Consider the following 24,030-nt stretch of genomic DNA (forward strand, 5'->3'; position numbering starts at 1 on the left):
CAAGTTAGTCGGGCTGGGCGGCCAGCACCACATCAGCGAAATCGCCGGCGGCATCGGTGAAGGTTTGCACCACGCGCAGGCCGGCCTCGGCGGCCAGGGCCTCGATTTGCGCCGGCGTGAATTTGTACGAATTTTCGGTATGAATGACCTCCCAGGCGGCAAACGCAACGGTTTCGTCCAGCGCCGCGAAGCGCACCTGCTGGGCGCGGGTGCTCACCAGGAAAGAGCGCACCGCGCCGGTGAGCGGGCTGTAGTCGGTGTAGTGCTGCCAGTGCGCCAGGTCGAAATCGGCGCCCAGCTCGCGGTTGAGGCGGGTGAGCAGGTTGAGGTTGAAAGCGGCGGTCACGCCCTGGGCGTCGTCGTAGGCGGCGCGGATGCGGCGCGGGTCTTTTTGCAGGTCAAAGCCGATGAGCAGGCGGTCGGCGGGCGCGAGGGGCGCGGCCAGCTGACGCAGGAAATTCAGCCGCTCGTTGGGGCCGAAGTTGCCGATGTTGGACCCCAGAAACAGCACGGCCTTGCTGCCGGGCCAGGTGCGCAGCTGCGTGAGGGCCGTGGCGTAGTCCTCCACCACCGGCGCCACGCGCAGGGCCGGCAGCTCGCGCCGCAGCGTGTCGACCAGCCCCACCATGGCCCCCGAAGAAATATCGACCGGCGCGTAGGTGAACTCGGTGCCGGCGGCCAGCAGCTCGCGCAGCAGCAGCTTGGTCTTGGCCCCGTCGCCGGCGCCCAGCTCCACCAGCGAAAACGCCTGGCCCGCCCCCGGGCTCAGGGCCGCCGCCAGCGCCGCGCCGTGCTCCCGAAAGATGGCAAACTCGGCCCGCGTGGGGTAATACTCCGGCAAGTCCATGATTTGCTGGAACAAGCGGCTGCCCGCGTCGTCGTAGAAATACATCGACGACAAGGTTTTGGGCGTTTTGCGCAGGCCCTCGGCCACGTGCTGCGCCAGTTCGGCTACGGAAGGGTTCAACAGGGAAGAAGTCGTCATGCAGCAGAATAGATTGCAAGGGCGCCCAGGCGACGCCGGGCAAAGATGGCAAAAGGGCCTCCCTCTTCCGAGGGAAGCCCTAAAGAAACACGTACTACCTCAGCGGGCCAGCCGGATGCCGGTGAACTGCCAGCGCTTGTCGGCGTGAAAAAAATTGCGGTAGCTCACGCGAATGTGGCTTTCGGGGGTGGCGCAGGACCCGCCGCGCAGCACCAACTGGTTCACCATGAACTTGCCGTTGTACTCGCCCAGGGCGCCGGCGGCGCGCACGTAGCCGGGGTAGGCGTGGTAGGCCGAGTAGGTCCATTCCCAACAGTCGCCCAGCAGCTGGTGGCACTGCGCGGGGTCCGCGTCGGCGGGCAGCGGCTGGGGGTCGAAGCGGCTGCTTTCGAGCCAGGTGCCCCGGGCGGGCGTGGCGCCAAAGTGCCGGGCCGCGGTTTCCCACTCGGCTTCTGTGGGCAGGCGGGCGCCGGCCCAGTTGGCGTAGGCATCGGCCTCGTAAAAGCTGACGTGCGTGACCGGCGCGGCCCCGTCCACGGGCTGCAGGCCGTTGTGCGTGAAGCGGTGCCACTGGCCGTCTTTTTGCACCCAGTACAGCGGGGCCCCCCAGCCCTGCGCCTGGGCCAGGTCCCATCCTTCCCCCATCCAGTAGCGGAAGTTGCGGTAGCCCCCGGCTTCGATGAACGCCAAATACTCAGCGTTGGTCACCAAGCGGTTTTGTAGCTCGAAGGGCGCAATAAGTACCTCGTGGGCAGCCAGCTCATTATCAAAGCAAAACCCCTCCTCCTGAAAGCCAATCCGGTAAATGCCGCCGGGCACCGGCAGCCAGGCCGGCGGCGCGGCGTGCACCGCCGGCGCCGGAAGCTGCGTGGCGGGCAAGTACTCTGGCGCCAGCGGGCTGGTACTCAGAATGTATTTGATGTCGGTGGCCAGCAGCTCTTGGTGCTGCTGCTCGTGCTGCAGGCCCAGCTCCAGCAACGCAAAAAACGCGGCGGGCAGCTCGTCGGCGCGCTCGTCCAGCAACGTGCTCAGGTCCTCGTCGACGTGGGCGCGGTAGGCCAGCACGTCGGCCAGCGGCGGGCGCGAGAGCGTGCCCCGGTCGGCACGGTTCACGCGCGAGCCCAGCGAATTGTAATAGGAGTTGAACAGAAAGGCGTAGTCCGGGTGAAAAAGCTGGTAGCCGGGCGCGTACTCCTTCAACAAGAACGTTTCCCAAAACCAGGTGGTGTGGGCCAGATGCCACTTCGGCGGGCTCACGTCGAGCATGGGCTGCACCACCGTGTCTTCGGGCAGCAGGGGCGCGCACAGGGCTTGGCTTTGGGCGCGCACGGCGTGGTAGCGGGCCAGCCAGGAAGTGGCCACGGGGGCCACCGGCGCAACGTCGAGTTGGGGCATAAAGCGGTGGCGCCCACAGGAGGGCACCGGTCCACTAACCGGCGTAGCACCGTTCAGGTTGCAGCTACCCGGGGAAATGTGGCCGCAGCGGCTCGCCGCAACGGCGTACATAAACACGCAGGCACCGCCAATTACTACGTAGAAGCTCCTCAGTACTAAGTGGTATTTATGTGTTTTTACCCTCTAAATCACAACTAAACCCTTGAATCAGGGTAGGATTACGGCGCATGAATTCCTACCATTGCGTCAGGTAATTGTTTTCATTCAATCCTTTCTCACACCACTACTATGGCAACAGCTTCCATTTCCGCCCCCGCCGCCGCTACCAAGTCGGCCACTCGCCCTGCCAACCGCGTGGGCACCAAAAGCCGTCGCGGCTTTGCCGCCATGAGCCCCGAAACCCAGCGCCGCATTGCCAGCGAAGGCGGCAAAGCCTCGCACGCCAGCGGCCGCGGCCACCGCTTCTCGGCCGAAGAAGCCCGCGACGCCGGCCGCAAGGGCGGCCTGGTGAGCCGTCGGGGCAAGACCAGCCCCTCGGCCACCAAGTAAAAATCAACGCACTTTCCGAAAGCGGAGGCGAAGCTTGTCGCGCATCTTTGCGGCATGCTTCGCCTCCGCTTTTTGCATCGCGCCCTGCGCTTCAACTTTCCGGCCCGCACCTCGCGCGGGGCGCTGGCCGAACACGTGGCCTGGTACCTGCACCTCACCGACGACGCCCGCCCCGCCGCCGTGGGGCTGGGCGAGGCCGCGCCCCTGGCCGGCCTCAGCCCCGAATACGGCCCCGATTTTCCGGCCGCCGTGGCCCGGCTCTGCGAGCGGTTCAACGCCGGCGCGTTTGCGTCCTTCGCCGTGGCCGAGGCCCCGGGTTTTGTGGGCCCGGGGCTGCCGTCGCTGGTGTTTGCCCTCGAAACGGCCCTGCTCGACCTGGCCCGCGGCGGCCGCCGGCAACTGTATGACAACGCCTTCAGCCGGGGCGCGGCCGCGCTGCCCATCAACGGGCTGGTGTGGATGGGCGACGCCCCGTTCATGCGCGAGCAGATTCAGCAAAAGCTGGCCGCCGGCTACCGCTGCCTGAAGCTTAAAATTGGCAGCCTGGACTTTGAGACGGAGCTAGGCTTGCTGGCCGAAATCCGGGCCGCGGCCGGCCCCGAGCGCCTCACGCTGCGCGTGGACGCCAACGGCGCCTTTGCCCCGGCCGATGCCCCGCACAAGCTGGCGCAGCTGGCGGCCTTCGGCATTCACTCCATCGAGCAACCCATGGCGGCCGGCCAACCGGCGGCCCTGGCCGAGCTGTGCCGCACCTCGCCCTTGCCCATTGCGCTCGACGAAGAGCTCATCGGCGTGGAAGACCCCGCCCGCCAGGCCGCGCTGCTCGACGCGGTGCGCCCCGCTTACGTGGTGCTCAAGCCCACGCTGCTGGGCGGGCACGCGGCCACCCGCCGCTGGATTGCGCTGGCCGAGGCCCGCGGCATTGGCTGGTGGATTACGTCGGCGCTGGAGTCCAACGTCGGCCTCAACGCCGTGGCCCAGCTCACGGGCGAATACGACGTGCGCGGCTTTGCGCAGGGCCTGGGCACGGGCCAGCTTTACCACAACAACGTGGCGGCGCCCCTGCACATTGGCGGCGGCACGCTGCGCTACGACCCGGCCGGCGCCTGGGAGCTGCCGGCCTAAGGCGGCCTTTGCGGTGGTGGCGCGTCTTTGCGCTTACTTTACCGCTTCGGTAGCACTTGTTTGGCCATGCTGGTTGCGCGCATCATCTGGTTGGTGGTTTTCCTCGTCTTCGGCGGGGAAATGGGCCAGCTTGCGCACGCGCAGCCGGCCGCCGCGCCGTTTGTGTTTCGCAACCCCAAGCGGCACGCAGTCAAAGTGCCCATCCAGGTGCAGCGCAACCTGCTGGTGGTGAGCTGCCAGCTCAACGGGCTGGGGCCTTTCAACTTTCTGCTCGACACGGGCGTGGCCACCACCATCATCACGGCCCCCCGTGTGGCCGACTCGCTGGGCCTGAAGCACGGCGAGCGGTACCGGGTGGTGGGAGCGGGCGGCTCCGACATCGGCCTGATGGCCTACCAGACCAGCGACGTGCGCATGAACCTCGGCGGCGTGGAGGCCCCCTGCCTGGCCCCGCTGGTGCTCGAAAGCGACGTGCTCAACCTCTCGGGCTACGTGGGCACGCCCATCCACGGCATTCTGGGTTCCGAGCTGTTTCGCAGCTTTGTGGTGGCCCTGCACTCCGAAGAGCTCAACATGGTGCTGAGCGACCCGGCCACGTACGAGGCTCCCAAGGGCCGGCGCTGGTCCAGCCTGCCGCTGTCGCTCGAGAAAGGCAAGGCCTATTTCACGGCCCCCGTGCAGCTCAACGACTCCCTGAGCATGGACCTAAAGCTGGTGCTCGACACCGGCGCCAGCCACGCCCTCTCGCTCGAAACCGACTCGGACCCGCGCCTGCAGGGCCCCGCCCGGCGCCTGCCCGCCGAGCTGGGCCAGGGCCTGGGCGGGGTGGTGCGCGGCTACCTGGGCCGGGTGCCGGCCTTGCAGCTGGGCCGGCACAAGCTCGCGTCGGTGCTTACCTCGTTTCCCGACGGGGCCGACGTGCACCGCCGCGTGGACGTGCCCCGCAACGGCAACGTGGGCTACGAGCTGCTCAAGCGCTTTTCCCTCGTCATCGACTACCCGCACCAGCGCCTGCTGCTGCGCCCCAACGTGCGCCTGAACGAGCCCTTCGAGCACGACATGTGCGGCCTCGACCTGCTGGCCACCGGCCCCGACTACCGCCGCTTCGTGGTGCTGCGCGTCGAGCCCAACTCGCCGGCCCACGTGGCCGGCATCGAACCCACCGAGGAGCTGCTCAGCATCAATTTCCTGCCCACCGAGGCCTTCTCCCTCACCCAGCTCAGCCGCATGCTGCGGTCCGAAGACGGCCGCTCCCTCTTTATGGTGCTGCGCCGGCAAAACGGCGACCTCCACACCGTGTCGCTGCGCCTGAAGCGGCAAATCTGAGCCCGCGCCGATGGCCCGGCGTACCTTTGCGGCTCGTTCTGCTTACCTTTTTTGTACTTGTTATGACTGCTCGACTTCTGTTGCAACTCGCCGGCGTGCTTGGCGCCCTGGGCGTGGCCATTGGCGCCTTCGGGGCCCACGCCCTGCACGACACGCTGGCCAAAGCCGGCCGCCTCGACACCTTCGAAACGGCCGTGCGCTACCAGTTCTACCACGTGTTGGCCCTGCTGGCCGTGGGCGTGCTGTGGGCGGCCCGGCCCGAGCTGCGCAGCCTGGGCACCACCGGCTGGCTGTGGCTGGGCGGCATTGTGCTGTTCAGCGGCTCGCTCTACACGCTGTGCTTCACGGGCATCACCAAGCTGGGCGCGGTGGCCCCCATCGGCGGGCTGCTGTTTGTGGCCGGCTGGCTGAGTTTGGTGCTGGCCGTGCGCGAGCTGTAGAAATCCAGCCCGGCCATTGGGCACAAAAAAGGGCGGTCCGCATCAGCGGGCCGCCCTTTTGGCTGTTCAGCGCGAAGCTTACTTCACCTTGGCTTTCACTTTGGTGTCGCCGGCTTTCTCTTTCACTTTTTTGGCGTCGGTGCGCACCGAGGCGCCGCCCGAGGCTTCCACTTTCATGGCCGGAGCGGCGTTCGAGGCCACGGTGGGGTCTTTCACTTCGCCTACCAGCGACACGGTGGTGGCGCCGGCGGTGGCGTTCGACTCAATGGTCAGCACTTTGGTCTGCATGCCCATTTTGCCGGTCGAGTTGAAGTGCGCCGAGATGGTGCCGGTTTTGCCGGGCGCCACGGGCTCTTTGGTCCACTCCGGGGTGGTGCAGCCGCAGCTCACGCCGATGTTGGAGATGATGAGGGGCGCGGTGCCGGTGTTCTTGAACTTGAAGGTATGGTCCACGGTGCCGCCCTGCACCACGGAACCGAAGTCATACTTCGACTCTTCGAACGTGATGGCGGGACCGGCCGTTTGGCCAGCTTTGGCGGCCGGGGCCTGGGCTTGTGCCGAGAGGGCGGCAGCCGTCAGGCTCAGGGCGAGAAGCAAGGTTTTTTTCATGAGGTGAGGCTTGTTAACGATTGGTTGAGAAGGGTTGGGTTATAACAAATTTAGTGGTTTCGCAGGGACTCACAAATTTACGACCAAACTAGCCGCGTCCCCTGAAGAACCCATGAAGTTGGAGGAACCCGAAGCCGGACGGTTTCATTCCATTGGCCCCCCGAAACCACGCGCGGCAAGGCCAGGCCGGCCGCGGCTACTCTTCCTCCACGGGGTCGCTGATGAGCTTCTGCTGAAAATTGAGCAAAAAGAGCCGCTCCGAGGCCCGCGTGATGGCCGTGTACAACCAGCGCGCAAACTCGCCGGCCAAGGGCTCGTCGGGCTTCAGAAAACCGTGGTCGACGAACACGGCCTGCCACTGCCCGCCCTGCGCCTTGTGGCAGGTGAGGGCGTAAGCAAACTTCACCTGCAGGGCGTTCAGGTAAGGGTCTTTGCGCATTTCCTTGTAGCGCTCGGCCTTGGTTTTGAGGTGGGCGTAGTCCTCGCTCACGGCCAGGTACAGGGCGTTGTTGCGGTCCGACGGCAGGGCGGGGCTTTCGGTGTGCAGCGTGTCGAGCAGCAGCTTCACTTCAATCTCGGGCTCGTCGGGGTAGTCCACGAGGCGCACGTGGGCTTGCGCAAAATGGAAGCCGTACATCTCCTCGCGCCGAATGACCTTGCGGATTTCCAGGAAGTCGCCGTTGGCCAGGAAACCGATTTCCGAGTCCTTGGGCAGCCAGAAGTAGTTGTTGCGCACCACCATGAGGTAGTCGCCACCCTCAATCTCCTCCTCGGCATCAAACAAGGCCCGCCGGATGAGCTGGTTGTACTGGTTGGCGTTGCGATTTGAGCGGCAGATGATGGTGGTGTTTTCGTGCCCGAAATTGCGGTAAGCCCAGCGCAGGCCGTCCTCCAGCTTGTCGCCGCCCATCTTGAAAATGTCGCGGAAGCCCTTGGTGTGCAGCTGGATGTTGGGCGCCTCCTCGCGCAGTTCCTCGCGCAGCTCGGTGGCGTTCACCAGAATGCCCGACTGCTGGGCCTGGCGCATCACCTGGCGCAGCTCCACGCTGCCCACCGTGGCCCGGAAGCGGTGCGCCAACAGGTCGGGGTCGAGGGCCGGGCTCAGGAGCTGGCCCACCGGCGGCAGCTGGGCCGTGTCGCCGATGAGCAGGAGCTTGTTGCTGGTTTTCTCAAACACGAAGCCCATCAAATCATCGAGCAGGCCATTTTCGCCGAAGGCCTTCTCGTCCGATATCATCGAGGCCTCGTCCACGATGTACAGCGTTTGCTCCACGCGGTTGGGCTGGCGCTGGAAGTTGAGCCGCTCGGAAGGCGCGCCCGAGGTTTGGCGGTAAATTTTTTTGTGGATGGTGCTGGCCGGCACGCCGGCGTAGCCCGCCATCACCTTGGCGGCGCGGCCGGTGGGCGCCATGAGCGTGTACTTGCGCTGCAGCTTGTGCAGCCACTGCACCAAGGCGCTCACCACCGTGGTTTTGCCGGTGCCGGCGTAGCCGCGCAGCACAAAAATCTTGCGCCCCGGCAGCTGGTCTTTCAAAAAAGCGTCGAGCTGCGTGAACAGCAGGGCTTGGTCCTCGGTGGGTTCGTAGGGGAAATAGTCGCGGACCGAGGGGGTGCGGAGGGAGAGCATGGATGCTTTAACTACTAAAATGAAATGCCAGCCGCGGAAAGAGGCCTTAGCCTTGCGGCTCAATCACCACCATGGTGCCACTGGCTTTGGCAATGAGCAAGTCGTCGCACCACACTTCGGCTTCGCAGAACTGCAGGCGGCGCCCGGCTTTCAACACCCAACCGATGGCTTTTAATTTCTGGCCCACGCCGGGGTGCAGGTATGAAATCTTTAAGTCGGAGGTTACCAGCCCGTAATCGTCCGGAATAAGGGTGACGCCGGCAAAACCGGCCACCAAATCGGCCATGGTGGCGATGAGGCCGCCGTGGGCAAAGCCGCGCTGCTGCTGGTGCTGCTCGCCCAGGGTCAGCTCGGCCTCGACGCGCCCTGGGGTTATCACCGTCAAATCGGCCCCGATGAGGTGCATGAACCGCTGGCGCGTGAGCTTGCGGCGGATGCGGGCTTCGAGCTCCTGGGCGGCGGCAGGGGTTTCGGAAGGATGGAATGACACGAAGAAAAAGCTATGTTTGCTTGAAAGAAAGAATGAAGGGCCTTGTTTTGTGCGGCCTTGTACTTTGGCGATGATGCTAGAACTGGTTAATACTACAAAACAGCTCTGAGAAGGCGTACGCCGCACTTTGCGCTTTGGCAGGCCAAAGGTACTGGCCCGGGGCCGGCGGCCTGCCCCGGCGCATTTATTTCCCTTTTCCCTTTGTGGCCCCTACAATGGAACACGTATCGGCAATGCAGTATGCCATGGCAGTCGCGTTAGGCTTGGGCCTGGCGGCGTGCAGCGGCTTCCGGGTGTTTGTGCCGCTGCTGGCGGCGAGCGTGGCCTACCGCACCGGTTACTTGGCGCCGGCCGGCGGGTTTGAATGGCTCGGCAGTTGGGCTGCGCTGCTCACCCTGGCCGTGGCCACGCTGGTGGAAATAGCCGGGTACTACCTCCCGGTGGTCGACCACCTGCTCGACACGCTCACCACGCCGGCGTCGTTTGTGGCCGGCACCATTCTCATGACTTCGGCCCTGCCCCACCTCGACCCCACCCTGCGCTGGACGCTGGGCGTGCTGGTGGGAGGCGGCACGGCGGGCCTAGTGCAGTCCGGCACGGCGCTGCTGCGCGGCGCCTCCACGGCCACCACGGGCGGCCTGGCCAACCCGGTGCTCGCCACCGTGGAAAATACCGTGGCGGTGGGCGGCGTAGTGCTCACGCTGCTGCTGCCGTTGCTGGCCGCGGGGTTGGTGGTGGTGCTCGTCGGCGTCATTCTGAGCCGGCTGCGGCGGTGGCGCCAGCGCCGCCACACCACCTAGCGCCGCACTGTCGGGCTTCATATTCTTTGAGAGTAGGTCCAAAACAATGTCGGTTGGTCGGCGTTTGCCGTACACCGAGGCGCTCCTGCCGCTCGGATGCGCCCGCACCACCCCACGCTCATGTTTGATTCTTCTCCCTCCTCCCCCGACGCCCTGCTGGCTGCTTACGCGGGCCGCGTGCGGGTGCGGGCTGGCGGGCTGCTGCTCCGCGACGGGGCCCTGCTGCTGGCGGGCCACCGGGGCCTGCTGCCCCACGGCGCCCCCTTCTGGTCGCCGCCCGGCGGCGGCTGGCAGTTTGGCGAAAGCCTGAAGACGGCGCTCGTCCGTGAGTTTCACGAAGAAACCGGCCTCACGGTGCAGGTAGGCCGGTTTTTGCACCTGCACGAATTCAGCACCGATAAGCTGCAGGCAGTGGAGCTGTTTTTTGAAGTGCTGGCCGACGGCGGCGCCCAGCCCCAGCTCGGCCACGACCCCGAGCACGCCACCGACCAGCAACTGCTCGTCGACCTGGCCTGGCTCACACCGCGGCAGCTGCTGCAATTGCCCCCGGCCCAGGTGCACCCCGTGTTGCAGCACATTCTCAGCACCGACGACGTATTTGTGCCGCAGGTGCGCTTTGTGTGAATTAGTCCGGCTTGCTGGCGCCAGTCATCTTCCTGCGCAACTCGTGCGAACGTGGATAAGCTACTCGCTGCCTACTCGCTGCACCCAGAGTGACGGGGCTTTCCCCGATTCTTCCGCCCGCATTCTGCCTTCCTCACCGACTGAAGCGTTATCTTTAGCCCCGGCCACTGGGCCAGTTTCGCTTCGAATTCGTGCCTGCCTCCGTTTCTTCTGCTTCTTCCGCTTCGGCGGCCACGTCCGGCGCCCTGCTGCGCCTGCGCGACGAAACCTTCGACCCCGGCAATCTGGGGGCCTACAACCTGTACTTGCTGGCCAGCCCCACGCGCCTGCAGCTGGCCGCCGTCGACGTGGAGCGCCACAAGTTTGTGCTGCTGGAAGAGCATCCGCTGGCCGCGGGGGGTCTGGCCGCGCTGGCCGCGCAGCACGACTGCCTGGGCCAACGCGGCTGGAACGCCGTGCGCCTCGCCGTCACGGGCCGTGGCTTCACGCTGCTGCCCGCGCCCCTGTTTCGGCCCGGCGACGAAGAAGCGGCCCTGCGCCTGCACCACGCCCCCTCCCCCACCGAAACCGTACGCCACACCACCCACCCGGGCCTGGAACTGGTGAACGTGTTTGCCGCCGATGCGCGCCAGGCCGACTGGCTGACGGCCACGCACGGCGCCAGCGGCCGCCTGCTGCACCACACCAGCGCCCTGCTGGCCGGCCTGGTGCACCAGCGCGGAGCCGCGGCCCCGCGCCGCCTCTACCTCAACCCCGGCCCACAGGAGCTAACGCTGGTGGTGCTGGGCCAGCACCTGGAGTATTGCAACGTGTTTTCCTGCACCACGGCTGAAGACGTGGTGTACTACACCATCCTCGTGATGCAGGAGCTGCACCTCGACCCCGACCAGGACGAGGTGACCGTGTGGGGCGAGCTCATGCCTGATTCGGCCATATTCAGCCTGCTGCGTACCTACGTGCGCAACGTGCGCTTTGGCCCGCGCCCCGGCAACGTGCAGTACAGCTACCGCCTCAACGACGTGTTCGAGTACCGGTATTTCGACCTGTTCAGCCTGCATTTCTGCTGAACGCCAACGTGATTCCCATGCCCCGCATTGCCATTTTCCCCGGCTCCTTCGACCCCTTCACCAACGGGCACCTCGACGTGGTGCGCCGCGGCGTGGAGCTTTTCGACGAAGTTATCGTGGCCATTGGCACCAACAGCAGCAAGCAGCGCTACCTGCCCGTGGAGCAGATGGTGGGCCTCATCGCCGGGGTATTTGAGCACGAGCCCCGTGTATCGGTGCGCACGTTCAAAGGCCTCACCGCGGAATTTGCCCGCGAGACGGGCGCCCGCTACCTGCTGCGCGGCCTGCGCAACAGCCCCGATTTCGAATACGAAAAGCCCATTGCCTACGGCAACCAGCACGTCAATCCCGGCTTGGAAACCGTGTTTTTGCTTACTTCGCCCGCCTTGGGGTCGGTGAGCAGCACCATCATCCGCGACATCCACCGCTTCGGGGGCAACGTGGATGCTTTTCTGCCCTACCCCATGCCGCCGCTCGGCCGCTGATGCCTGGCCTGTCCCGGCCGCCTTATTGGTTGAGGGCCACGGGCAGCACGCGCAGGCCCAGCAGTTGGGTGGGCCGCCGCACCTGAAAAACCGGCAGCACGAGGTAGCGGTCGGCGCCGAGTTGCAGGCGGGCGCGGTTCATGAGGTCGCTTTCGTTGCTGCCCAGCAGCAACAGGTCGTTCACTTCCCGCGACCGGTGGTCGTAGGCCACTATCATGGCCAGCCCGCGGCTCCGAAACAGGGCCATTGAGTCTAAAGCGCCGCTGCGTTGGCTTTGGGCGGTCACGGTGGGGTCCACGAAGTCGGTGGGCAGCGGCAGCGCCGGTCCCAGCCGCGCGTTCATCTCATCAATGCTGAGGTTGAGCAGGGCGGGCACGTCGACGCCCGGGTGGGTAGGCCCGGCGGCCGGGGCGCGCGACGCAGCGACGCGCTGGGGCTCGTGCGAGCCCGAACAAGCGCCCATTCCCATTACCGTAGCCAATAGCCCTGCCAGAATCGGTCGCATAGACCGCAATATACTGCTATTTTCCGGTGGCGGACGCCTCTTTGGCTTGTTTGCCAGTCATATGGCTGAGGTAATACCGCACCACCAGCGCAATGGAAGCGTAGGAATCTTCCAGTTTGGCCAAGGCTTCCTGCGGCGACATCCAGCGCACTTCCTCGATGTACTCCTCGGTTTGGGGCTTCATGAGGCTGTCGTCGAGACACTTCATGAGGTACCAATTGGTCTTTTTCAGCATCTTGTTGCCCTTGTAGGCGTAGCTGTGCCAGGTGCTGGGCAGCTTTTCGCCCAGTTCGAGCTTGATGTTGGTTTCTTCTTCCACCTCGCGCAAGGCGCCGGCGGCCGTGTCCTCGTCGCTCTTGAGCTTGCCCTTTGGCAGGTCCCACTTGCCGAGGCGGTAAATCATCAGCACCTGGTCGCCTTTCACCACCAATCCGCCGCCGGCTTTGGCAATTTTGAACTGGTCTTTGAGGTGGAGGATGACGTGCTTTTTCTTCTTCACTAGCATGGTCAGCGACTTCAGCTTTTTGAGCTTTTTCACCTCCATCAGGCGCAGGAGGCGGTCGATGAACAGCGGGCCGGCGTCTTTCACCAGCACGTCGCCCACCAAGTCTTTCGACGTGAAGTCGTCGTCGGGGTTGAGCACCAGGTCGAACTTGTGCTTGTACACTTTCTCGCTGAGTTTTTTGATGACCAGCGGAATGTCGTTGATGAAAATATTCATCGGAAAAAGCGGCTTGGGGAAACGATAACGGGCAACGGGGCCGCCGAAATCAGAAAGAAATGGAGAGGGATGCTTTGGGCAGCGGGCGCAAGATACGGGGCCCGGCCGATTTGCCGGAGCGCTGCATCTTTGCGCCATGACACGCATTGGCCTGCTTTCCGACACCCACGGCTACCTCGACGAGCGAATTGTGCATCATCTGCACGGCTGCGACGAAATCTGGCACGCCGGAGACTTCGGCGATGCCCGCGTGGTGGACGAACTGCAGGCCTTGGCGCCGCGCTTTCGGGGCGTGTACGGCAATATCGACGGCACGGACGTGCGCCGCACCCAGCCCCTGATACAACGCTTTGAAATAGAAGGCCTTCGGGTGCTAATTACGCACATTGGCGGCTACCCGGGCCACTACGCGCCCGCCGCTCGGCCCCTGCTGGCCGAGGCACGGCCGGGCCTGTTCATCACCGGCCACTCCCACATTTTGCGGGTGATGCCGGATAAAAAGCTGGGCCTGCTGCACCTGAATCCGGGCGCGGCCGGGCGGCACGGCTTCCACCAGGTGCGCACGCTGCTGCGCTTCGGCATCGAGGCCGGGCGGGTGGTAGACCTGCAGGCCGTGGAACTGGGCAAGCGGGCCAGCTAGCGCTGGGCAAGTGCCGCCTGCAAACCAAAAAGCCCCGGCTCGTTTGCAGAGCTGGGGCTTTTCACCTTATGGAGCACTGGCCGCGCAACGCGGGCCGAATGGCTCCGCTCACTCGGCGCGGGCGGCGGTACTACAGCGCGATTTCGGGCTTGGGGTGCTCGCCTTCCTGGCCGTCTTCGTTCACGGGCTTGGTTACGGCTTCGGCGTCGTCGAAAGCTTCGGCGTTGGCGGCGGTTTCGTCGGTGGCGGGCGTCACGGCCTCTTTCACGGTTTCAACGGCATCGGCCACCACTTCTTTCACCTTTTCGGCAGCGGCAGTGGCGGTTTTCTTCACGGCAGCCACGGCACCGGCCACGCCACCGGTGGTGGCAAAGCGCGACTTCAGCTCCTCGATGTCCACGTTTTTCAAAACGGGCGTGCGGAGCAATTCCTTGATGATGTGCTGCTTGTTGTTAGCGCGGGCAATGTTCTTGCGGTGCTTGCGCTTGAGGCGGGTAACGGACATGGTGCCGGGATGGTTAAAGTCTAAGCTTACGAAACGGAGGGCAAAAGTAGGGCTTTCATTTTGAAAGTGCAAGCCCATGAGGCATTTTGCTGGATTACTGCGCTTTCGGGGCCCGGCAACGGCCCGGCCAATTGGGGGCTACTTTTGCCTGCGGGCCTGCGTGGCCCACCCAGCGCGTTTTTTCCGACCTCTGCTTTTACTGTCTAACTCTTTGCCATGACCGTTTCCTCTGCCCTTCCCCTTGTCGACCTGCGCTCCGATACCGTGACGCGGCCCACGCCGGCCATGCTGGAAGCCATGTTTGCCGCCCCGGTGGGCGACGACGTGTACGAAGAAGACCCCACCGTGCGCCGCCTCGAAGAAATGGCCGCCGCCCGCTTCGGCCTCGAAGCCGGCCTGTTTTGCCCCTCGGGCACCATGACCAACCAGATTGCCATCAAAGCCCACACCGAGCCGCTAAGCGAGGTGATTTGCGAGCAAACGTCGCACATTTATTTGTGGGAAGTGGGCGGCATTGCGTTTCACTCGGGCGCCTCGGTGGCGTTGCTGCCGGGGCAGCGCGGGCGCGTGACGGCGGCGCAAGTGGAAGCTGCTATTCGGCCCGAAAACGTGCATTACCCCACCACCAGCCTCATTTCGCTCGAAAACACGCACAACCGCGGGGGCGGCACCTGCTACTCGCTCGAAGACCTGCGGGCCATCAGCGACGTGGCCACCCGGCACGGCATTGCCCGGCACCTCGACGGGGCCCGCATTTTCAACGCGCTGGTGGCCACGGGGCAGCGCAGCGAGGACTACGGGCAGCTGTTCGACTCGATTTCGGTGTGCCTTTCCAAGGGCATGGGCACGCCGGTGGGCTCGGTGCTGCTGGGTTCGGCTGCTTTCATTAAGAAGTGCAAGCGCATCCGCAAGGTGATGGGCGGCGGGTGGCGGCAGGCCGGCTACCTGGCCGCGGCGGGCATTTACGCCTTGGAAAACAACGTGGCGCGCCTGGCCGACGACCACCGGCGGGCCGCTCGCCTGGCGGCGGTGCTGCAGGCCCAGCCCTACGTGGCCGAAGTACTGGCGCCCGAAACCAACCTCGTCATCTTCCGGCTGCACGAGAGCCAGCCGGCCCCCGAGTTTCTGGCGGCGCTGGAGCGGCAGGGCATTCGGGCCAGCAGCTTTGGGCCGCAGTGGATTCGCTTCGTAACGCACCTGGACGTGGACGATGCCATGCTGGCGCGCGTGGAAGCGGCGCTGGGGGCGCTGGGCAGTTGATGTTGTTGCCCGTTGCGCCGCTCGACCCGACGGGGCGCCTGCGGCTTTACTTACCTTACTGCTGATGGATTTATACAACGCGTTGGCGCTGCTTCTCGTCACGGCTGCCGGCTTTGCCTACCTCAACCACCGCTTTTTGCGCATGCCGCCGGCCATTGGGCTGATGGTGCTGGGCCTGGCGGCGTCGCTGCTGCTGGTGCTGCTGGCCAAGTTTGACGTGCAGCCCGTGCTGCAGCTGGCCGGCGTGGTGGGCAAGCTCGATTTCAGCCGCATTGTGATGCAGGTGATGCTGGGCTTCCTGCTGTTTGCGGGGGCCATTCACGTCGATGCGGGCCGGCTGGGCAAGCTGCGCTGGCCGGTGGGCGCCCTGGCGCTCATCGGCACGCCGGTGAGCACGGCGCTGGTGGCCACGGCCATGTTTTTTTTGCTGCCGCTGTTCGGGCTACCCACGCCTTTCATCTACTGCCTGCTGTTTGGGGCCCTCATCTCGCCCACCGACCCCATTGCCGTGCTCAGCATTCTGACCAAGGCCAACATTTCGAAGTCCTTGGAAACCAAAATCGTGGGCGAGTCGCTGTTCAACGACGGCGTGGGCGTGGTGCTGTTTGTGGTGACGCTGGAAGTGGCCCTGCTGGGCCCGCAGGACTTCACCATTGGGCACGCGCTGACCGTGTTTGCCCGCGAAACCCTGGGCGGCCTGGCCCTGGGCACGGCCCTCGGGCTGGGCGCGGCCTGGCTGCTGCGCACCATCGACAACTACCAGGTGGAGGTGCTGCTGACGCTGGCCCTGGTGGCCGGCGGCACGGCGCTGGCGGCCCGCCTGCACACTTCGGGGCCGCTGGCCATGGTGATGGCGGGCCTGCTGGTGGGCCATTTCAGCCGCAGCCGCGGGGTGATGTCGAACGAGTCGCAGGACTACGTGGACAAGTTTTGGGAGCTGATTGACGAGGTGCTGAACGCGCTGCTGTTTGTGCTGATGGGGCTGGAAGTGCTGGTGCTCGACATTCCGGGCCGCACCGTGCTGGTGGGGCTGGCCGCCATTGTGGTGGTGCTGCTGGCGCGCTGGGTGGCCGTGTCGGTGCCGCTGGTGTTTCTGCGGCTGATGCCCACGTTTCGGCCTTCCGACCACGGCGTGGCCGTGCTCACCTGGGGCGGCCTGCGGGGCGGCCTCTCGGTGGCCCTGGCGCTGAGCCTGCCGCCCACCATGCCGCGCGAGCTCATTGTGGGCGTGACGTATGTGATTGTGGTGTTTTCGATTGTGGGGCAAGGGCTGACCATTGGTCCGCTGGTGCGCTGGCTGGGTGTGGGCCAGGCCAGTCCGGCCGACGGTGCCGTCGCCCCCAAAGCGCACAAATGAGCCCTGGCACCCAAACCACCCATCTGACGTTCTGACCTTATGAATCTGTTCATCATCGGCGACGTGCACGGGTGCTTCCACACCTTTCAGGAACTGCTGAAGCGCTGGGACCCCGCCACCGAGTTCCTGATTCAGGTGGGCGACCTGGTGGACCGGGGCGCCTACGTTCCGGAAACGGTGGAGCTGGCCCGCAGCCTGAGCGAACAATACCCCGACTCGACCGCCTTCCTCATGGGCAACCACGAGGACGCCCTGCTGCACCATTTCGGGCCCGATGGCCCCTACCGCGGCTGGCTGCGCTGGGGCGGCCGCAGCACCACCGACCAGTACCGGGCCCGGCCCGACTTGCTGGCCCGGCACTTGCTCTGGCTGGAACAGCGCCCGCTTTTCTGGGAAAACGAGCACGTGCTGGTGAGCCACGCCGGCATCGGCACCTCCGACCAGGCCTACAACCCCGACAGCTCCGACGGCCTGCTGTGGACCCGCACGCCGCTCCGGCGCCTGCCCCAGCTGCAGGTGGTGGGCCACACGCCCATGCCCCAAAGCGAGCCCAAGTTCGACAAAGCCACCAACGCCCTCTACATCGACACGGGCGCCGTGTTTGGCGGCAACCTGACGGGCGTGCGCCTTTCCCCCACCGGCCAGCCGCTCGACATCATCCTGACTCCCGTTCACCTCGAAGACCTGCTGGAGTAGTTCCCCTTCCACCATTCCGTTGCCGTTGATGCTCAACCAAGCCGCCATCGAACACCTGACCGCCGCCGACCCGCGGCTGGGCGCCCTGATTGCTGCGGGCCGCGAAATCCACCCGCGCCCGCACGAAGACCTGTACCTGGCCCTGCTGCGCGCCATCGTGAGCCAGCAGATTTCAACCAAAGCCGCGGCGGCCATCTGGAAGCGCTTCCAGAGCCTGTTTCCGCCCGAGGGCTACCCCGAGCCGCGCGAAGTGCTGGCCCTGACCGAAGACGAGCTGCGCGCCGTGGGCCTCTCGCGCCAGAAAGCCGGCTACCTCAAGGCCATTGCCGAATACAACGAGCGGGGCCTGCTCGACTACGACCACCTCACCGGTCTTTCCGAAGAAGCCTTTACCCAGCACCTCACTGCCATTCGGGGCGTAGGCCGCTGGACGGCCCAAATGCTGCAAATGTTTGCTCTCGACCAGCCCGATGTGTTTTCGGAAGGCGACATGGGCGTGCAGAACGCCATGCGCCGCCTCTACGGCCTGGAAGAAACCGGCCGGGCCTTGCAAAAGCGCATGCTCGCCATTGCCGAAGCCTGGCGCCCCTACCGCACCCTGGCCTGCAAGTACCTGTGGCAGAGCCTAGACAACGGCACCCAGATTCCACCCACGGTGGAGTAGCGGTGATTGAGCAACAAAAAACCTGTCATCCTTCGCTGCGCTCAGGATGACAGGTTTTTAAGCCTTGACTACGCCAGCACCTTGGCCCCCATTTCAAACACCTCTTCGCGCACAAACAGCTCGCCCTCCTGCCGCAGGATGGCGAGGTTGTCGATGATGATTTTGAGGTTGTAGGTTTCCTGGTTAAGGTAGGCCAGCACGGGGCCCAGCAGGTCGGGGGTGGTGTCGTGCAGGGCCAGCGAGATGTGCGGCAGCCAGCAGTCGGGCCCGCTGAACTTGTCGGTGCGCAGGCAGAGCGGCGCGGTGGCTTCGCGGATGCGCCGATGCAGGGCGTTGAGGGCATCGGAGCGCAGCACGGGGATGTAGATGACCGGCCGCTCGCCCGGAAACACGCCCAGGCCCGTGGTAAAGGCCGGAAACGGCTCGGTGGTGGCGGCCACTTCGGCCAGCACTTTCTTCAGGGAGCTCAGCTTTTTAACGCCGGCCAGCTGGTAGGTCAGGTGCGGGTCGAGGGTGGCCTGCACGTCGTCGAGGCCGAACTTTTCTTCCAGGCTTTTGATGATGGTGTTGATGCGCGACACGTGCGGCGGGCTGAGCAACGAAGTAATGGCAAGCATGGCAGTAGGTACGGAGGAAGCCGGCGGCGCGCCGAAAACCGCGGCCGATTGTTGAAAACCAGTTGACATTAAATGTGTTGGGGCATTTGCTGATTAAATTGTTCACTCTGCCCGCGCGGGATGCTCAACGACTGGAACGCCTCGCCGCGCAGGCCCTTGGCCAGCTGCACCAACTGGCCCGTGTGGTAGGCATAATGCGTCAGCTGCCGCTGCAGGGCCGCCAGCACCGTGTGCGCCTCGCCCCGAATGGTGACGGTGCGCAGCAGGTCGGCGGGCGGCAGGGCGTCAAGCAAGTCGAAAAGGACGCGCCAGGCGGCGTCCCACTCGGCTTGCAGCGGGGCAATGGCCGCCACCGTGGCGGGCTCTTCAAACTCCTGGTCGCGCCGGCGGTTTGGTTTTTCGCCGTCGGAAGTCAGAAAATCGGTGAAGCGCGAGCGCAGATTGCCGGCCAAGTGCTGCACCATGACGGCGGCGCTGTTGGCCCCGGGCGCGGGGCAGTGCAGCCACTCGGCGTCAGCGATTTGGGCCAACGCCCGGTCGGCCAGGCTTTTGCAGGACAGAAAGCCGTGGCACACCGTGGCCAGTACGGCCGTGCCCAACGCGTCGGAAGCAAGTGGAGTAGCCATGGCGCCAAAAATACGGCACGCGGGCAGCGCAGGGCGCAAAACAACTGGTGCCGTTGCAGCATTCTTCTTAGTGTACCGGTCGGCAAAATGCCGGTCTTTATCGACTTCGCCGGCCGCGGCTCATCCTCGCCGGCGCCTTTCGCGTTACGATACCCTTTGCCCTGCTCTCGTGCCCGAAACCGTCGTTACCGCTCCCTCTTCCGCGTCGCCTTTGCCGCCCCCGGCCGCGCCCGCACGGGCCCCAAAGTGGCTGTGGTGGCTGCTGGGCGTGGTGGCGCTGCTGCTGGGCGCGGCGCTGGTGGTGCAGCACTACCTCGACCCCTGGCTGCGCCGCCAGCTGGAAAAACAGGTATCTGCCCAAACGCACGGCCAGTACAGCCTGCAAATCGGCGCGTTGGAAACCAGCCTCTGGCAGCGGGCCGTGCGCCTGCGGAACGTGCGCCTGCGCCCCGCTGCCCAAGTGGCCGACACCCTGCCGCGCCTGCGCCTCGACGCCGCCCGCCTCAACGTGACGGGCGTGGGACTGCTGGCGCTGCTGCGCAAAGCCGTGGTGCCGGTCGACAGCATCGTGCTCGATTCGGCGGCCATTCAGGTGCTGGCCCTGGCCCGACGCCCGACCCGCAACGCCGGCAAGCCCCTGCACGAGCAGTTGCCGCTCAAGTTGAAAGGGCTGGAAATCGGCTACCTCGGCCTGCTGCACACGCAAGTCGCCTACCTGCCCGGTACGCCGGAGGCCGCCCGCCTGCGCCGCACCGACCTGAGCGCGCACGACCTGCTCATTAGCCCCGCCGGGGCGGCCGACACCCAGCGCCTGGCCTACGCCACCGCCTGGCGCCTGCAGTTGCAGGAGGCGCAGGGGCTGGCACAAGGCCACCGCCTGCAGCTCAAGGGCCTGCTGGTGGCCACCGCCGACCAGGAAATTCAGCTTGATTCCGTGGAAGTACAGCCCGGGAATAACGTGCCGGGCAACCTGCCGCGCGTGAGCTTGATGATGCCCCGCCTGCGCCTCACCGGGCTGAACGCGGCCCGCCTGCTGCACCAGCACACGTTTCGTGCCGATTCGCTGCTGCTGCAGGCCCCGCGGCTGACCGTGGTGCCCCCGGCTAAAAAAGCTGCGGGCGGTGCCGGTTTCGGCACTTTTGCCCGCAGGCTTGACCTGGCACATTTGGTTGTGCACCAGGGCTTTTTGCAGGTAAAAGACGATGCTCTGCGCTCCGTTATTCGCACGATTGAGCTGGCCGGAACTGCCATTCGCGTCGATTCCGGCACCGTTCCCAATGCCGGGCGGGTGCTTTTTGCCAAGGCCTGGACGCTGGGGCTGGGCCGCAGCAACGCCACGGTGGCGGGCCACGCCGTGCAGGTGGGCGGGCTAAAGCTGTCGACCTCGGCCGGTACGCTGGCCCTGCGCGCCGTGCGCGTGCGGCCGCCGGGGCCGGGCCAGGGCACGCCCGGCGCGGTGCGCATCGACCTGACCCTGCCCACCCTGGCCCTGCGTGGCTTCGATGCCGCCGAGGTGCAGCGGCGGCGCCGCCTGCGGGCATCGGCCTTGCTGTTAGAGGATGTCCGGCTCATTTTCACGCCGCCCAAACAGACGCCTCCGCCGGTGTGGAAGCTGCTGTCGAAAGCCGTGCAGCGCACCGATTTGGCGGAGCTGCGCATCCGGCGCGGTTTCCTGCAGATTGGCGGCCTGCGCCACTCGCCCGAAATCAACGACATCGACCTGACCGGGCGCGGCATCCGCATCGACTCGCTGGCGGCGCTGGAACCGCGGCGCATTGCCTACGCGCGGGCCTGGAAGGCCAGCTCCGGCCTCATTTCGGCGCCGTTTGACCCGCCCTATTACCGGGCCAGCAGCCAGCGCGCCCGCCTCGACACCGACGCCCAGACGTTTCGGTTTGAGAACATGGCTTTGGTCCCCAAATACTCGCCCGTGGGCATGAACCTGCACAAAGGCTACCAGGTACCCGCCGTCCGCGTGAAAATTCCTTCCCTGACTTTCAGCGGGCTGGAATTTGCCGGCTTGGTGCGGCGCGCCGATGTGCGGGTGGCCCGCGTGACGGTGCAGCGGCCGGAAGTGCGCATTGCCTCCGACGGCCGCGGCCCCATCAACCCGAACCGCTCCAAGATTTCGCCCGAAGAAATGCGCAACCTGCCCATGACGGTGGACGTGCGCCGGCTCGACATCGTGAGCGGCACCCTTGCCACGAAGTACCGCAGCCCGCTCACGCCCCTGCCCGGCACCCTGAGCATCAACCGCTTCACGGGCAGCTTCTTCAACCTGAGCAACGACCCCAAGCGCCAAACGCCGGCCACGCCGCTCACGGGCCGCGCCACCACGTACCTGCAAAACCGGTGCCGCCTCGACGCCCAAGTGTCGATGTACACGCTCGACCCGCTGGGGCGGCACCGCGTGTGGGGCACGTTCGGGGCCGGGCAGTTCAACATCCTGAACTCCATGACGGTGCCCACGCGGCTGGTGGAGTTTAAGAAAGGCGACGTGCACCGCATCCGCTTCGACATGCAAGCCAGCCGCCGGGGCACCACCGGCACCATGTGGGCCGAATACTCGGGGCTGCAGCTGCGGCTGCTGGGCTACAAAGACGAAGAAATCAAGAAGCCCTTGCTCAAGCGCGTCATCTCGAAGGCCGTCAACGTCATCGTCATCCGCGACCAGAACCCGCGCAAGCGCGGCGAGCTGGTGACCGGCAAGATGATTTCGACCCGCGAGCCGCGCTTTTCGGTGTTCACGCTCTGGCGGCAGGGCGTGGTGAGCGGCTTGTTCGACAACGTGGGCGTGCCCCAGGCCCTGGCCCAGAAGCTGAGCGAGAGCAAGGACGAGGCCCCGCTGCCGAAGTAGCGCCGACCCTTTCCCGGTCCAACGGCGTAGCCGTCCGACCGGGAAAGGCGGACAGAAATCGGGCGGGAGCGAAAAACGCCGGGCCGGGGTTCCGTACCTTTGCCCCTGAATACCCCCGACCCCATGATTTCCATTTCCGACCTCGACTTCCACTTTGGCTCCCGCACGCTCTACGACAACGCGAGTCTGCACATCAAGCCCAAAGACAAAATCGGCCTCATTGGCCTCAACGGCACCGGCAAATCGACCTTGCTGCGCCTGCTGGTGGGTGAATACAAGGCCGACGGCGGCTCGATTTCGATGGCCAAGGACGTGACGCTGGGCTTCCTGAACCAGGACTTGCTGAGCTACGACACGCACGAGAGCATCCTGCACGTGGCCATGCAAGCCTTTGAGGAAGCGCTGGAGCTGCAGAAGAAGATTGACGAAATTCTGGTGCAGTTCGAAACCGATTATTCCGACGATTTGGTGGACAAGCTGGCCACCATGCAGGAGCGGTTTGAGGCGCTGGGCGGCTACACCATGCAGGCCCGCGCCGAGGAAATTCTGGAAGGCCTGGGCTTCTCGACCGAAGACCTGCAGAAGCCGCTGAAAAGCTTTTCGGGCGGCTGGCGTATGCGCGTGATGCTGGCCAAGATTCTGCTCCAGCAGCCCTCCCTCCTGCTCCTCGACGAACCCACCAACCACTTGGACTTGCCCTCCATTAAGTGGATTGAGAACTACCTGGCCGACTACGAGGGCGCCGTCATCATCGTGAGCCACGACCGCGCCTTCCTCGACCGCACCACCAACACCACCGTGGAAGTGCTGGGCGGCAAGCTGGTGCCCTACGCCGGCAACTACAGCTACTACCTCGAAGAGAAAGAGGAGCGCAACGCCATTCAGAAGGGCGCTTTTGAGAACCAGCAGGCCCAGATTCGGCAGGCCGAGCGCTTCATCGAGCGCTTCAAAGCCAAGGCCAGCAAGGCCAAGCAGGCCCAAAGCCGCGTGAAGGCCTTGGACAAGCTGGAGCGCATCGAGGACGTGGCCCAGGACGCGGCCAAAATCAACATGAAGTTCACCTTCAAAGTCGAGCCCGGCCGCCACATCCTCCGCATGGAGCACGTGACGAAAAAGTACGACCAGAAGCTGATTTTCCGCGACACCAACGTGCACATCGAGCGCGGCGACAAAATCGCGCTGATTGGGGCCAACGGCAAGGGCAAATCCACGCTCATGCGCCTGGTGGCGGGCACCGAGGCGCCCACGGCGGGCAAGCACCAACTGGGCCACAACGTGATTATGTCGTTCTACGCCCAGCACCAGCTGGAAAGCCTGACGCTTGATAACGAGATTTTGCAGGAGATGAGCGAGGCCGGGTCGAAGCGCAACGACATGGAGCTGCGCTCAGTGCTGGGCTCTTTCCTGTTCACGGGCGAAGAAGTTTTCAAGAAAATCAAGGTGCTGAGCGGCGGCGAGAAAAGCCGCGTGGCCCTGGCCAAAACCCTGATTTCGGAAGCCAACTTCCTGCTGCTCGACGAACCGACCAACCACTTGGATATGGTGTCGGTCAACATCCTGATTCAGGCCCTGGAGCAGTACGAGGGCACGTTCATTGTCATCAGCCACGACCGGTACTTCGTGGAAAACGTGGCCACCAAAATCTGGTTTATCGAAGACTACCAGCTGAAGGAGTACCCGGGCACCTACGTGGAGTACGAGCAGTGGCAGGAAGACCGCGAGAAGGCCGCCAAGAAAGCCGGCCTGCCCTCGCCTTCGGCCAACAAGCCCCAGCCCAAGGAGGAGAAAAAAGCCGACGCCACGCCCGCCAAAACCTCTTCGCCCGACCAGAAAAAAGCCCTGAAAGAACTGGCCGAAGTCGAAGCCAAAATCGACGTATTGGAAAAGGAATTGGCCGGCTACGAAAAGCAGCTCGCCGACCCTAAAATTTACGAAAACGCGTCGCAGCTAAAAGACGCGACGGTGAAATTTGAGCAGGTGAAAAAGGAACTGGCGCAGCTAAACGACCGGTGGGAAATGCTGGCGGAAGTGTAATGCCAAACTGCTCCAAAATTCAAAGG

General features: G+C 64.9%; 25 protein-coding genes. 15 read left to right on the top strand and 10 right to left on the bottom strand.

Annotation, left to right across the window (positions count from 1 at the left end; all coding sequences use genetic code 11):
* Positions 1–4 precede the first annotated feature (4 nt).
* Together egtD and egtB are read right to left on the bottom strand one after the other, a co-directional pair.
* Positions 5–985 carry an L-histidine N(alpha)-methyltransferase gene (gene egtD / locus JAO73_RS21930; RefSeq protein ID WP_198979487.1) on the bottom strand — a complete coding sequence of 327 codons (981 nt, stop codon included), beginning with the start codon at positions 983–985 and terminating at the stop codon, positions 5–7.
* A 99-nt stretch (positions 986–1,084) separates the two neighbouring features.
* Positions 1,085–2,380 carry an ergothioneine biosynthesis protein EgtB gene (gene egtB, locus JAO73_RS21935; protein ID WP_198979488.1) on the bottom strand — a complete coding sequence of 432 codons (1,296 nt, stop codon included), beginning with the start codon at positions 2,378–2,380 and terminating at the stop codon, positions 1,085–1,087.
* A gap of 288 nt (positions 2,381–2,668) precedes the next feature.
* Between egtB and JAO73_RS21940 the strand changes: the two genes are divergently transcribed.
* The 4 genes from JAO73_RS21940 to JAO73_RS21955 all read left to right on the top strand — a co-directional run bounded on the left by JAO73_RS21940 (position 2,669) and on the right by JAO73_RS21955 (position 5,820).
* Complete coding sequence (locus JAO73_RS21940; RefSeq protein ID WP_198979489.1) at positions 2,669–2,929, top strand: KGG domain-containing protein; 261 nt, start codon at positions 2,669–2,671, stop codon at positions 2,927–2,929.
* Positions 2,930–2,983: 54 nt separating this feature from the next.
* Positions 2,984–4,054, top strand: coding sequence for an o-succinylbenzoate synthase (locus tag JAO73_RS21945; protein ID WP_198979490.1), 1,071 nt, complete (start codon positions 2,984–2,986; stop codon positions 4,052–4,054).
* Positions 4,055–4,120: 66 nt separating this feature from the next.
* Positions 4,121–5,380, top strand: a complete 1,260-nt coding sequence (locus tag JAO73_RS21950; RefSeq protein WP_198979491.1) for an aspartyl protease family protein — start codon at positions 4,121–4,123, stop codon at positions 5,378–5,380.
* 62 nt (positions 5,381–5,442) lie between these two features.
* Positions 5,443–5,820, top strand: coding sequence for a DUF423 domain-containing protein (locus JAO73_RS21955; protein WP_198979492.1), 378 nt, complete (start codon positions 5,443–5,445; stop codon positions 5,818–5,820).
* A gap of 78 nt (positions 5,821–5,898) precedes the next feature.
* On the opposite strand, the gene JAO73_RS21960 is transcribed toward JAO73_RS21955, so the two are convergent.
* The 3 genes from JAO73_RS21960 to JAO73_RS21970 form a co-directional block, all read right to left on the bottom strand.
* Complete coding sequence (locus JAO73_RS21960; RefSeq protein WP_198979493.1) at positions 5,899–6,429, bottom strand: DUF1573 domain-containing protein; 531 nt, start codon at positions 6,427–6,429, stop codon at positions 5,899–5,901.
* 196 nt (positions 6,430–6,625) lie between these two features.
* Positions 6,626–8,056, bottom strand: coding sequence for an ATP-dependent DNA helicase (locus JAO73_RS21965; RefSeq protein ID WP_198979494.1), 1,431 nt, complete (start codon positions 8,054–8,056; stop codon positions 6,626–6,628).
* Between the two features lie 46 nt (positions 8,057–8,102).
* Positions 8,103–8,546, bottom strand: a complete 444-nt coding sequence (locus JAO73_RS21970) for a PaaI family thioesterase (RefSeq protein WP_317191270.1) — start codon at positions 8,544–8,546, stop codon at positions 8,103–8,105.
* A gap of 245 nt (positions 8,547–8,791) precedes the next feature.
* Here JAO73_RS21970 and JAO73_RS21975 point away from each other — a divergent pair, with 245 nt between their 5' ends.
* From JAO73_RS21975 to coaD, 4 genes are all read left to right on the top strand, one after another.
* Entirely contained in the window at positions 8,792–9,346 is a 555-nt protein-coding gene (locus JAO73_RS21975) for a DUF4126 domain-containing protein (protein WP_233169354.1), read from the top strand.
* A gap of 120 nt (positions 9,347–9,466) precedes the next feature.
* Positions 9,467–9,970, top strand: coding sequence for an NUDIX domain-containing protein (locus tag JAO73_RS21980; RefSeq protein ID WP_198979496.1), 504 nt, complete (start codon positions 9,467–9,469; stop codon positions 9,968–9,970).
* A gap of 191 nt (positions 9,971–10,161) precedes the next feature.
* Positions 10,162–11,037, top strand: coding sequence for a DUF3822 family protein (locus JAO73_RS21985; protein ID WP_198979497.1), 876 nt, complete (start codon positions 10,162–10,164; stop codon positions 11,035–11,037).
* Between the two features lie 17 nt (positions 11,038–11,054).
* The gene (gene coaD / locus JAO73_RS21990) at positions 11,055–11,522 is read left to right on the top strand and encodes a pantetheine-phosphate adenylyltransferase (protein WP_190921905.1); all 468 of its coding nucleotides are present in this window, start codon (positions 11,055–11,057) and stop codon (positions 11,520–11,522) included.
* Between the two features lie 22 nt (positions 11,523–11,544).
* Here coaD and JAO73_RS21995 read toward each other — a convergent pair whose 3' ends face one another.
* Positions 11,545–11,985: a hypothetical protein gene (locus tag JAO73_RS21995; protein WP_198979498.1), complete on the bottom strand. Its 441-nt coding sequence runs from the start codon at positions 11,983–11,985 to the stop codon at positions 11,545–11,547.
* 58 nt (positions 11,986–12,043) lie between these two features.
* Positions 12,044–12,748 (bottom strand): NUDIX hydrolase, encoded by a 705-nt coding sequence (locus tag JAO73_RS22000; protein WP_190921903.1) that lies wholly within the window; start codon positions 12,746–12,748, stop codon positions 12,044–12,046.
* A 136-nt stretch (positions 12,749–12,884) separates the two neighbouring features.
* Between JAO73_RS22000 and JAO73_RS22005 the strand changes: the two genes are divergently transcribed.
* A complete protein-coding gene (locus JAO73_RS22005) occupies positions 12,885–13,388 on the top strand; it encodes a metallophosphoesterase family protein (RefSeq protein ID WP_198979499.1) in 504 nt (167 codons plus the stop codon).
* A gap of 130 nt (positions 13,389–13,518) precedes the next feature.
* Here JAO73_RS22005 and JAO73_RS22010 read toward each other — a convergent pair whose 3' ends face one another.
* Positions 13,519–13,893: a hypothetical protein gene (locus tag JAO73_RS22010; protein ID WP_190922665.1), complete on the bottom strand. Its 375-nt coding sequence runs from the start codon at positions 13,891–13,893 to the stop codon at positions 13,519–13,521.
* 216 nt (positions 13,894–14,109) lie between these two features.
* Between JAO73_RS22010 and JAO73_RS22015 the strand changes: the two genes are divergently transcribed.
* The 4 genes from JAO73_RS22015 (at position 14,110) to JAO73_RS22030 (ending at position 17,870) form a co-directional block, all read left to right on the top strand.
* Entirely contained in the window at positions 14,110–15,153 is a 1,044-nt protein-coding gene (locus tag JAO73_RS22015) for a threonine aldolase family protein (RefSeq protein ID WP_198979500.1), read from the top strand.
* A 64-nt stretch (positions 15,154–15,217) separates the two neighbouring features.
* Entirely contained in the window at positions 15,218–16,510 is a 1,293-nt protein-coding gene (locus tag JAO73_RS22020; RefSeq protein ID WP_198979501.1) for a cation:proton antiporter, read from the top strand.
* A 39-nt stretch (positions 16,511–16,549) separates the two neighbouring features.
* The gene (locus JAO73_RS22025) at positions 16,550–17,206 is read left to right on the top strand and encodes a metallophosphoesterase family protein (RefSeq protein WP_198979502.1); all 657 of its coding nucleotides are present in this window, start codon (positions 16,550–16,552) and stop codon (positions 17,204–17,206) included.
* A 28-nt stretch (positions 17,207–17,234) separates the two neighbouring features.
* Positions 17,235–17,870 (top strand): DNA-3-methyladenine glycosylase family protein, encoded by a 636-nt coding sequence (locus JAO73_RS22030; RefSeq protein WP_198979503.1) that lies wholly within the window; start codon positions 17,235–17,237, stop codon positions 17,868–17,870.
* Positions 17,871–17,938: 68 nt separating this feature from the next.
* On the opposite strand, the gene JAO73_RS22035 is transcribed toward JAO73_RS22030, so the two are convergent.
* Together JAO73_RS22035 and JAO73_RS22040 are read right to left on the bottom strand one after the other, a co-directional pair.
* The gene (locus JAO73_RS22035) at positions 17,939–18,487 is read right to left on the bottom strand and encodes a 2'-5' RNA ligase family protein (protein WP_198979504.1); all 549 of its coding nucleotides are present in this window, start codon (positions 18,485–18,487) and stop codon (positions 17,939–17,941) included.
* Between the two features lie 68 nt (positions 18,488–18,555).
* Entirely contained in the window at positions 18,556–19,113 is a 558-nt protein-coding gene (locus JAO73_RS22040) for a DUF1572 family protein (protein ID WP_198979505.1), read from the bottom strand.
* A gap of 169 nt (positions 19,114–19,282) precedes the next feature.
* On the opposite strand from JAO73_RS22040, the gene JAO73_RS22045 reads away from it, so the two are divergent.
* Both JAO73_RS22045 and abc-f read left to right on the top strand, forming a co-directional pair.
* Positions 19,283–21,970 (top strand): hypothetical protein, encoded by a 2,688-nt coding sequence (locus JAO73_RS22045; RefSeq protein WP_198979506.1) that lies wholly within the window; start codon positions 19,283–19,285, stop codon positions 21,968–21,970.
* A gap of 123 nt (positions 21,971–22,093) precedes the next feature.
* Positions 22,094–24,004, top strand: coding sequence for a ribosomal protection-like ABC-F family protein (gene abc-f / locus JAO73_RS22050; protein ID WP_190921894.1), 1,911 nt, complete (start codon positions 22,094–22,096; stop codon positions 24,002–24,004).
* Positions 24,005–24,030: the final 26 nt, after the last annotated feature.

Source organism: Hymenobacter miniatus, assembly GCF_016427455.1.
GTDB lineage: Bacteria > Bacteroidota > Bacteroidia > Cytophagales > Hymenobacteraceae > Hymenobacter > Hymenobacter armeniacus.

Bases quoted from the DNA above. Each gene is read 5' to 3' on its own strand.
- egtD (WP_198979487.1), bottom strand. From the start codon at position 985: ATGACGACTTCTTCCCTGTTGAACCCTTCCGTAGCCGAACTGGCGCAG.
- JAO73_RS22015 (WP_198979500.1), top strand. From the start codon at position 14,110: ATGACCGTTTCCTCTGCCCTTCCCCTTGTCGACCTGCGCTCCGATACC.
- JAO73_RS21950 (WP_198979491.1), top strand. From the start codon at position 4,121: ATGCTGGTTGCGCGCATCATCTGGTTGGTGGTTTTCCTCGTCTTCGGC.
- JAO73_RS21995 (WP_198979498.1), bottom strand. From the start codon at position 11,985: ATGGGCGCTTGTTCGGGCTCGCACGAGCCCCAGCGCGTCGCTGCGTCG.
- JAO73_RS21965 (WP_198979494.1), bottom strand. From the start codon at position 8,056: ATGCTCTCCCTCCGCACCCCCTCGGTCCGCGACTATTTCCCCTACGAA.
- JAO73_RS22035 (WP_198979504.1), bottom strand. From the start codon at position 18,487: ATGCTTGCCATTACTTCGTTGCTCAGCCCGCCGCACGTGTCGCGCATC.
- JAO73_RS22040 (WP_198979505.1), bottom strand. From the start codon at position 19,113: ATGGCTACTCCACTTGCTTCCGACGCGTTGGGCACGGCCGTACTGGCC.
- JAO73_RS22030 (WP_198979503.1), top strand. From the start codon at position 17,235: ATGCTCAACCAAGCCGCCATCGAACACCTGACCGCCGCCGACCCGCGG.
- JAO73_RS21945 (WP_198979490.1), top strand. From the start codon at position 2,984: ATGCTTCGCCTCCGCTTTTTGCATCGCGCCCTGCGCTTCAACTTTCCG.
- JAO73_RS21960 (WP_198979493.1), bottom strand. From the start codon at position 6,429: ATGAAAAAAACCTTGCTTCTCGCCCTGAGCCTGACGGCTGCCGCCCTC.
- JAO73_RS22010 (WP_190922665.1), bottom strand. From the start codon at position 13,893: ATGTCCGTTACCCGCCTCAAGCGCAAGCACCGCAAGAACATTGCCCGC.
- JAO73_RS21975 (WP_233169354.1), top strand. From the start codon at position 8,792: ATGGCAGTCGCGTTAGGCTTGGGCCTGGCGGCGTGCAGCGGCTTCCGG.
- JAO73_RS22020 (WP_198979501.1), top strand. From the start codon at position 15,218: ATGGATTTATACAACGCGTTGGCGCTGCTTCTCGTCACGGCTGCCGGC.
- JAO73_RS21940 (WP_198979489.1), top strand. From the start codon at position 2,669: ATGGCAACAGCTTCCATTTCCGCCCCCGCCGCCGCTACCAAGTCGGCC.
- JAO73_RS22025 (WP_198979502.1), top strand. From the start codon at position 16,550: ATGAATCTGTTCATCATCGGCGACGTGCACGGGTGCTTCCACACCTTT.
- JAO73_RS21955 (WP_198979492.1), top strand. From the start codon at position 5,443: ATGACTGCTCGACTTCTGTTGCAACTCGCCGGCGTGCTTGGCGCCCTG.
- egtB (WP_198979488.1), bottom strand. From the start codon at position 2,380: ATGCCCCAACTCGACGTTGCGCCGGTGGCCCCCGTGGCCACTTCCTGG.
- JAO73_RS22000 (WP_190921903.1), bottom strand. From the start codon at position 12,748: ATGAATATTTTCATCAACGACATTCCGCTGGTCATCAAAAAACTCAGC.
- JAO73_RS21980 (WP_198979496.1), top strand. From the start codon at position 9,467: ATGTTTGATTCTTCTCCCTCCTCCCCCGACGCCCTGCTGGCTGCTTAC.
- coaD (WP_190921905.1), top strand. From the start codon at position 11,055: ATGCCCCGCATTGCCATTTTCCCCGGCTCCTTCGACCCCTTCACCAAC.
- abc-f (WP_190921894.1), top strand. From the start codon at position 22,094: ATGATTTCCATTTCCGACCTCGACTTCCACTTTGGCTCCCGCACGCTC.
- JAO73_RS22005 (WP_198979499.1), top strand. From the start codon at position 12,885: ATGACACGCATTGGCCTGCTTTCCGACACCCACGGCTACCTCGACGAG.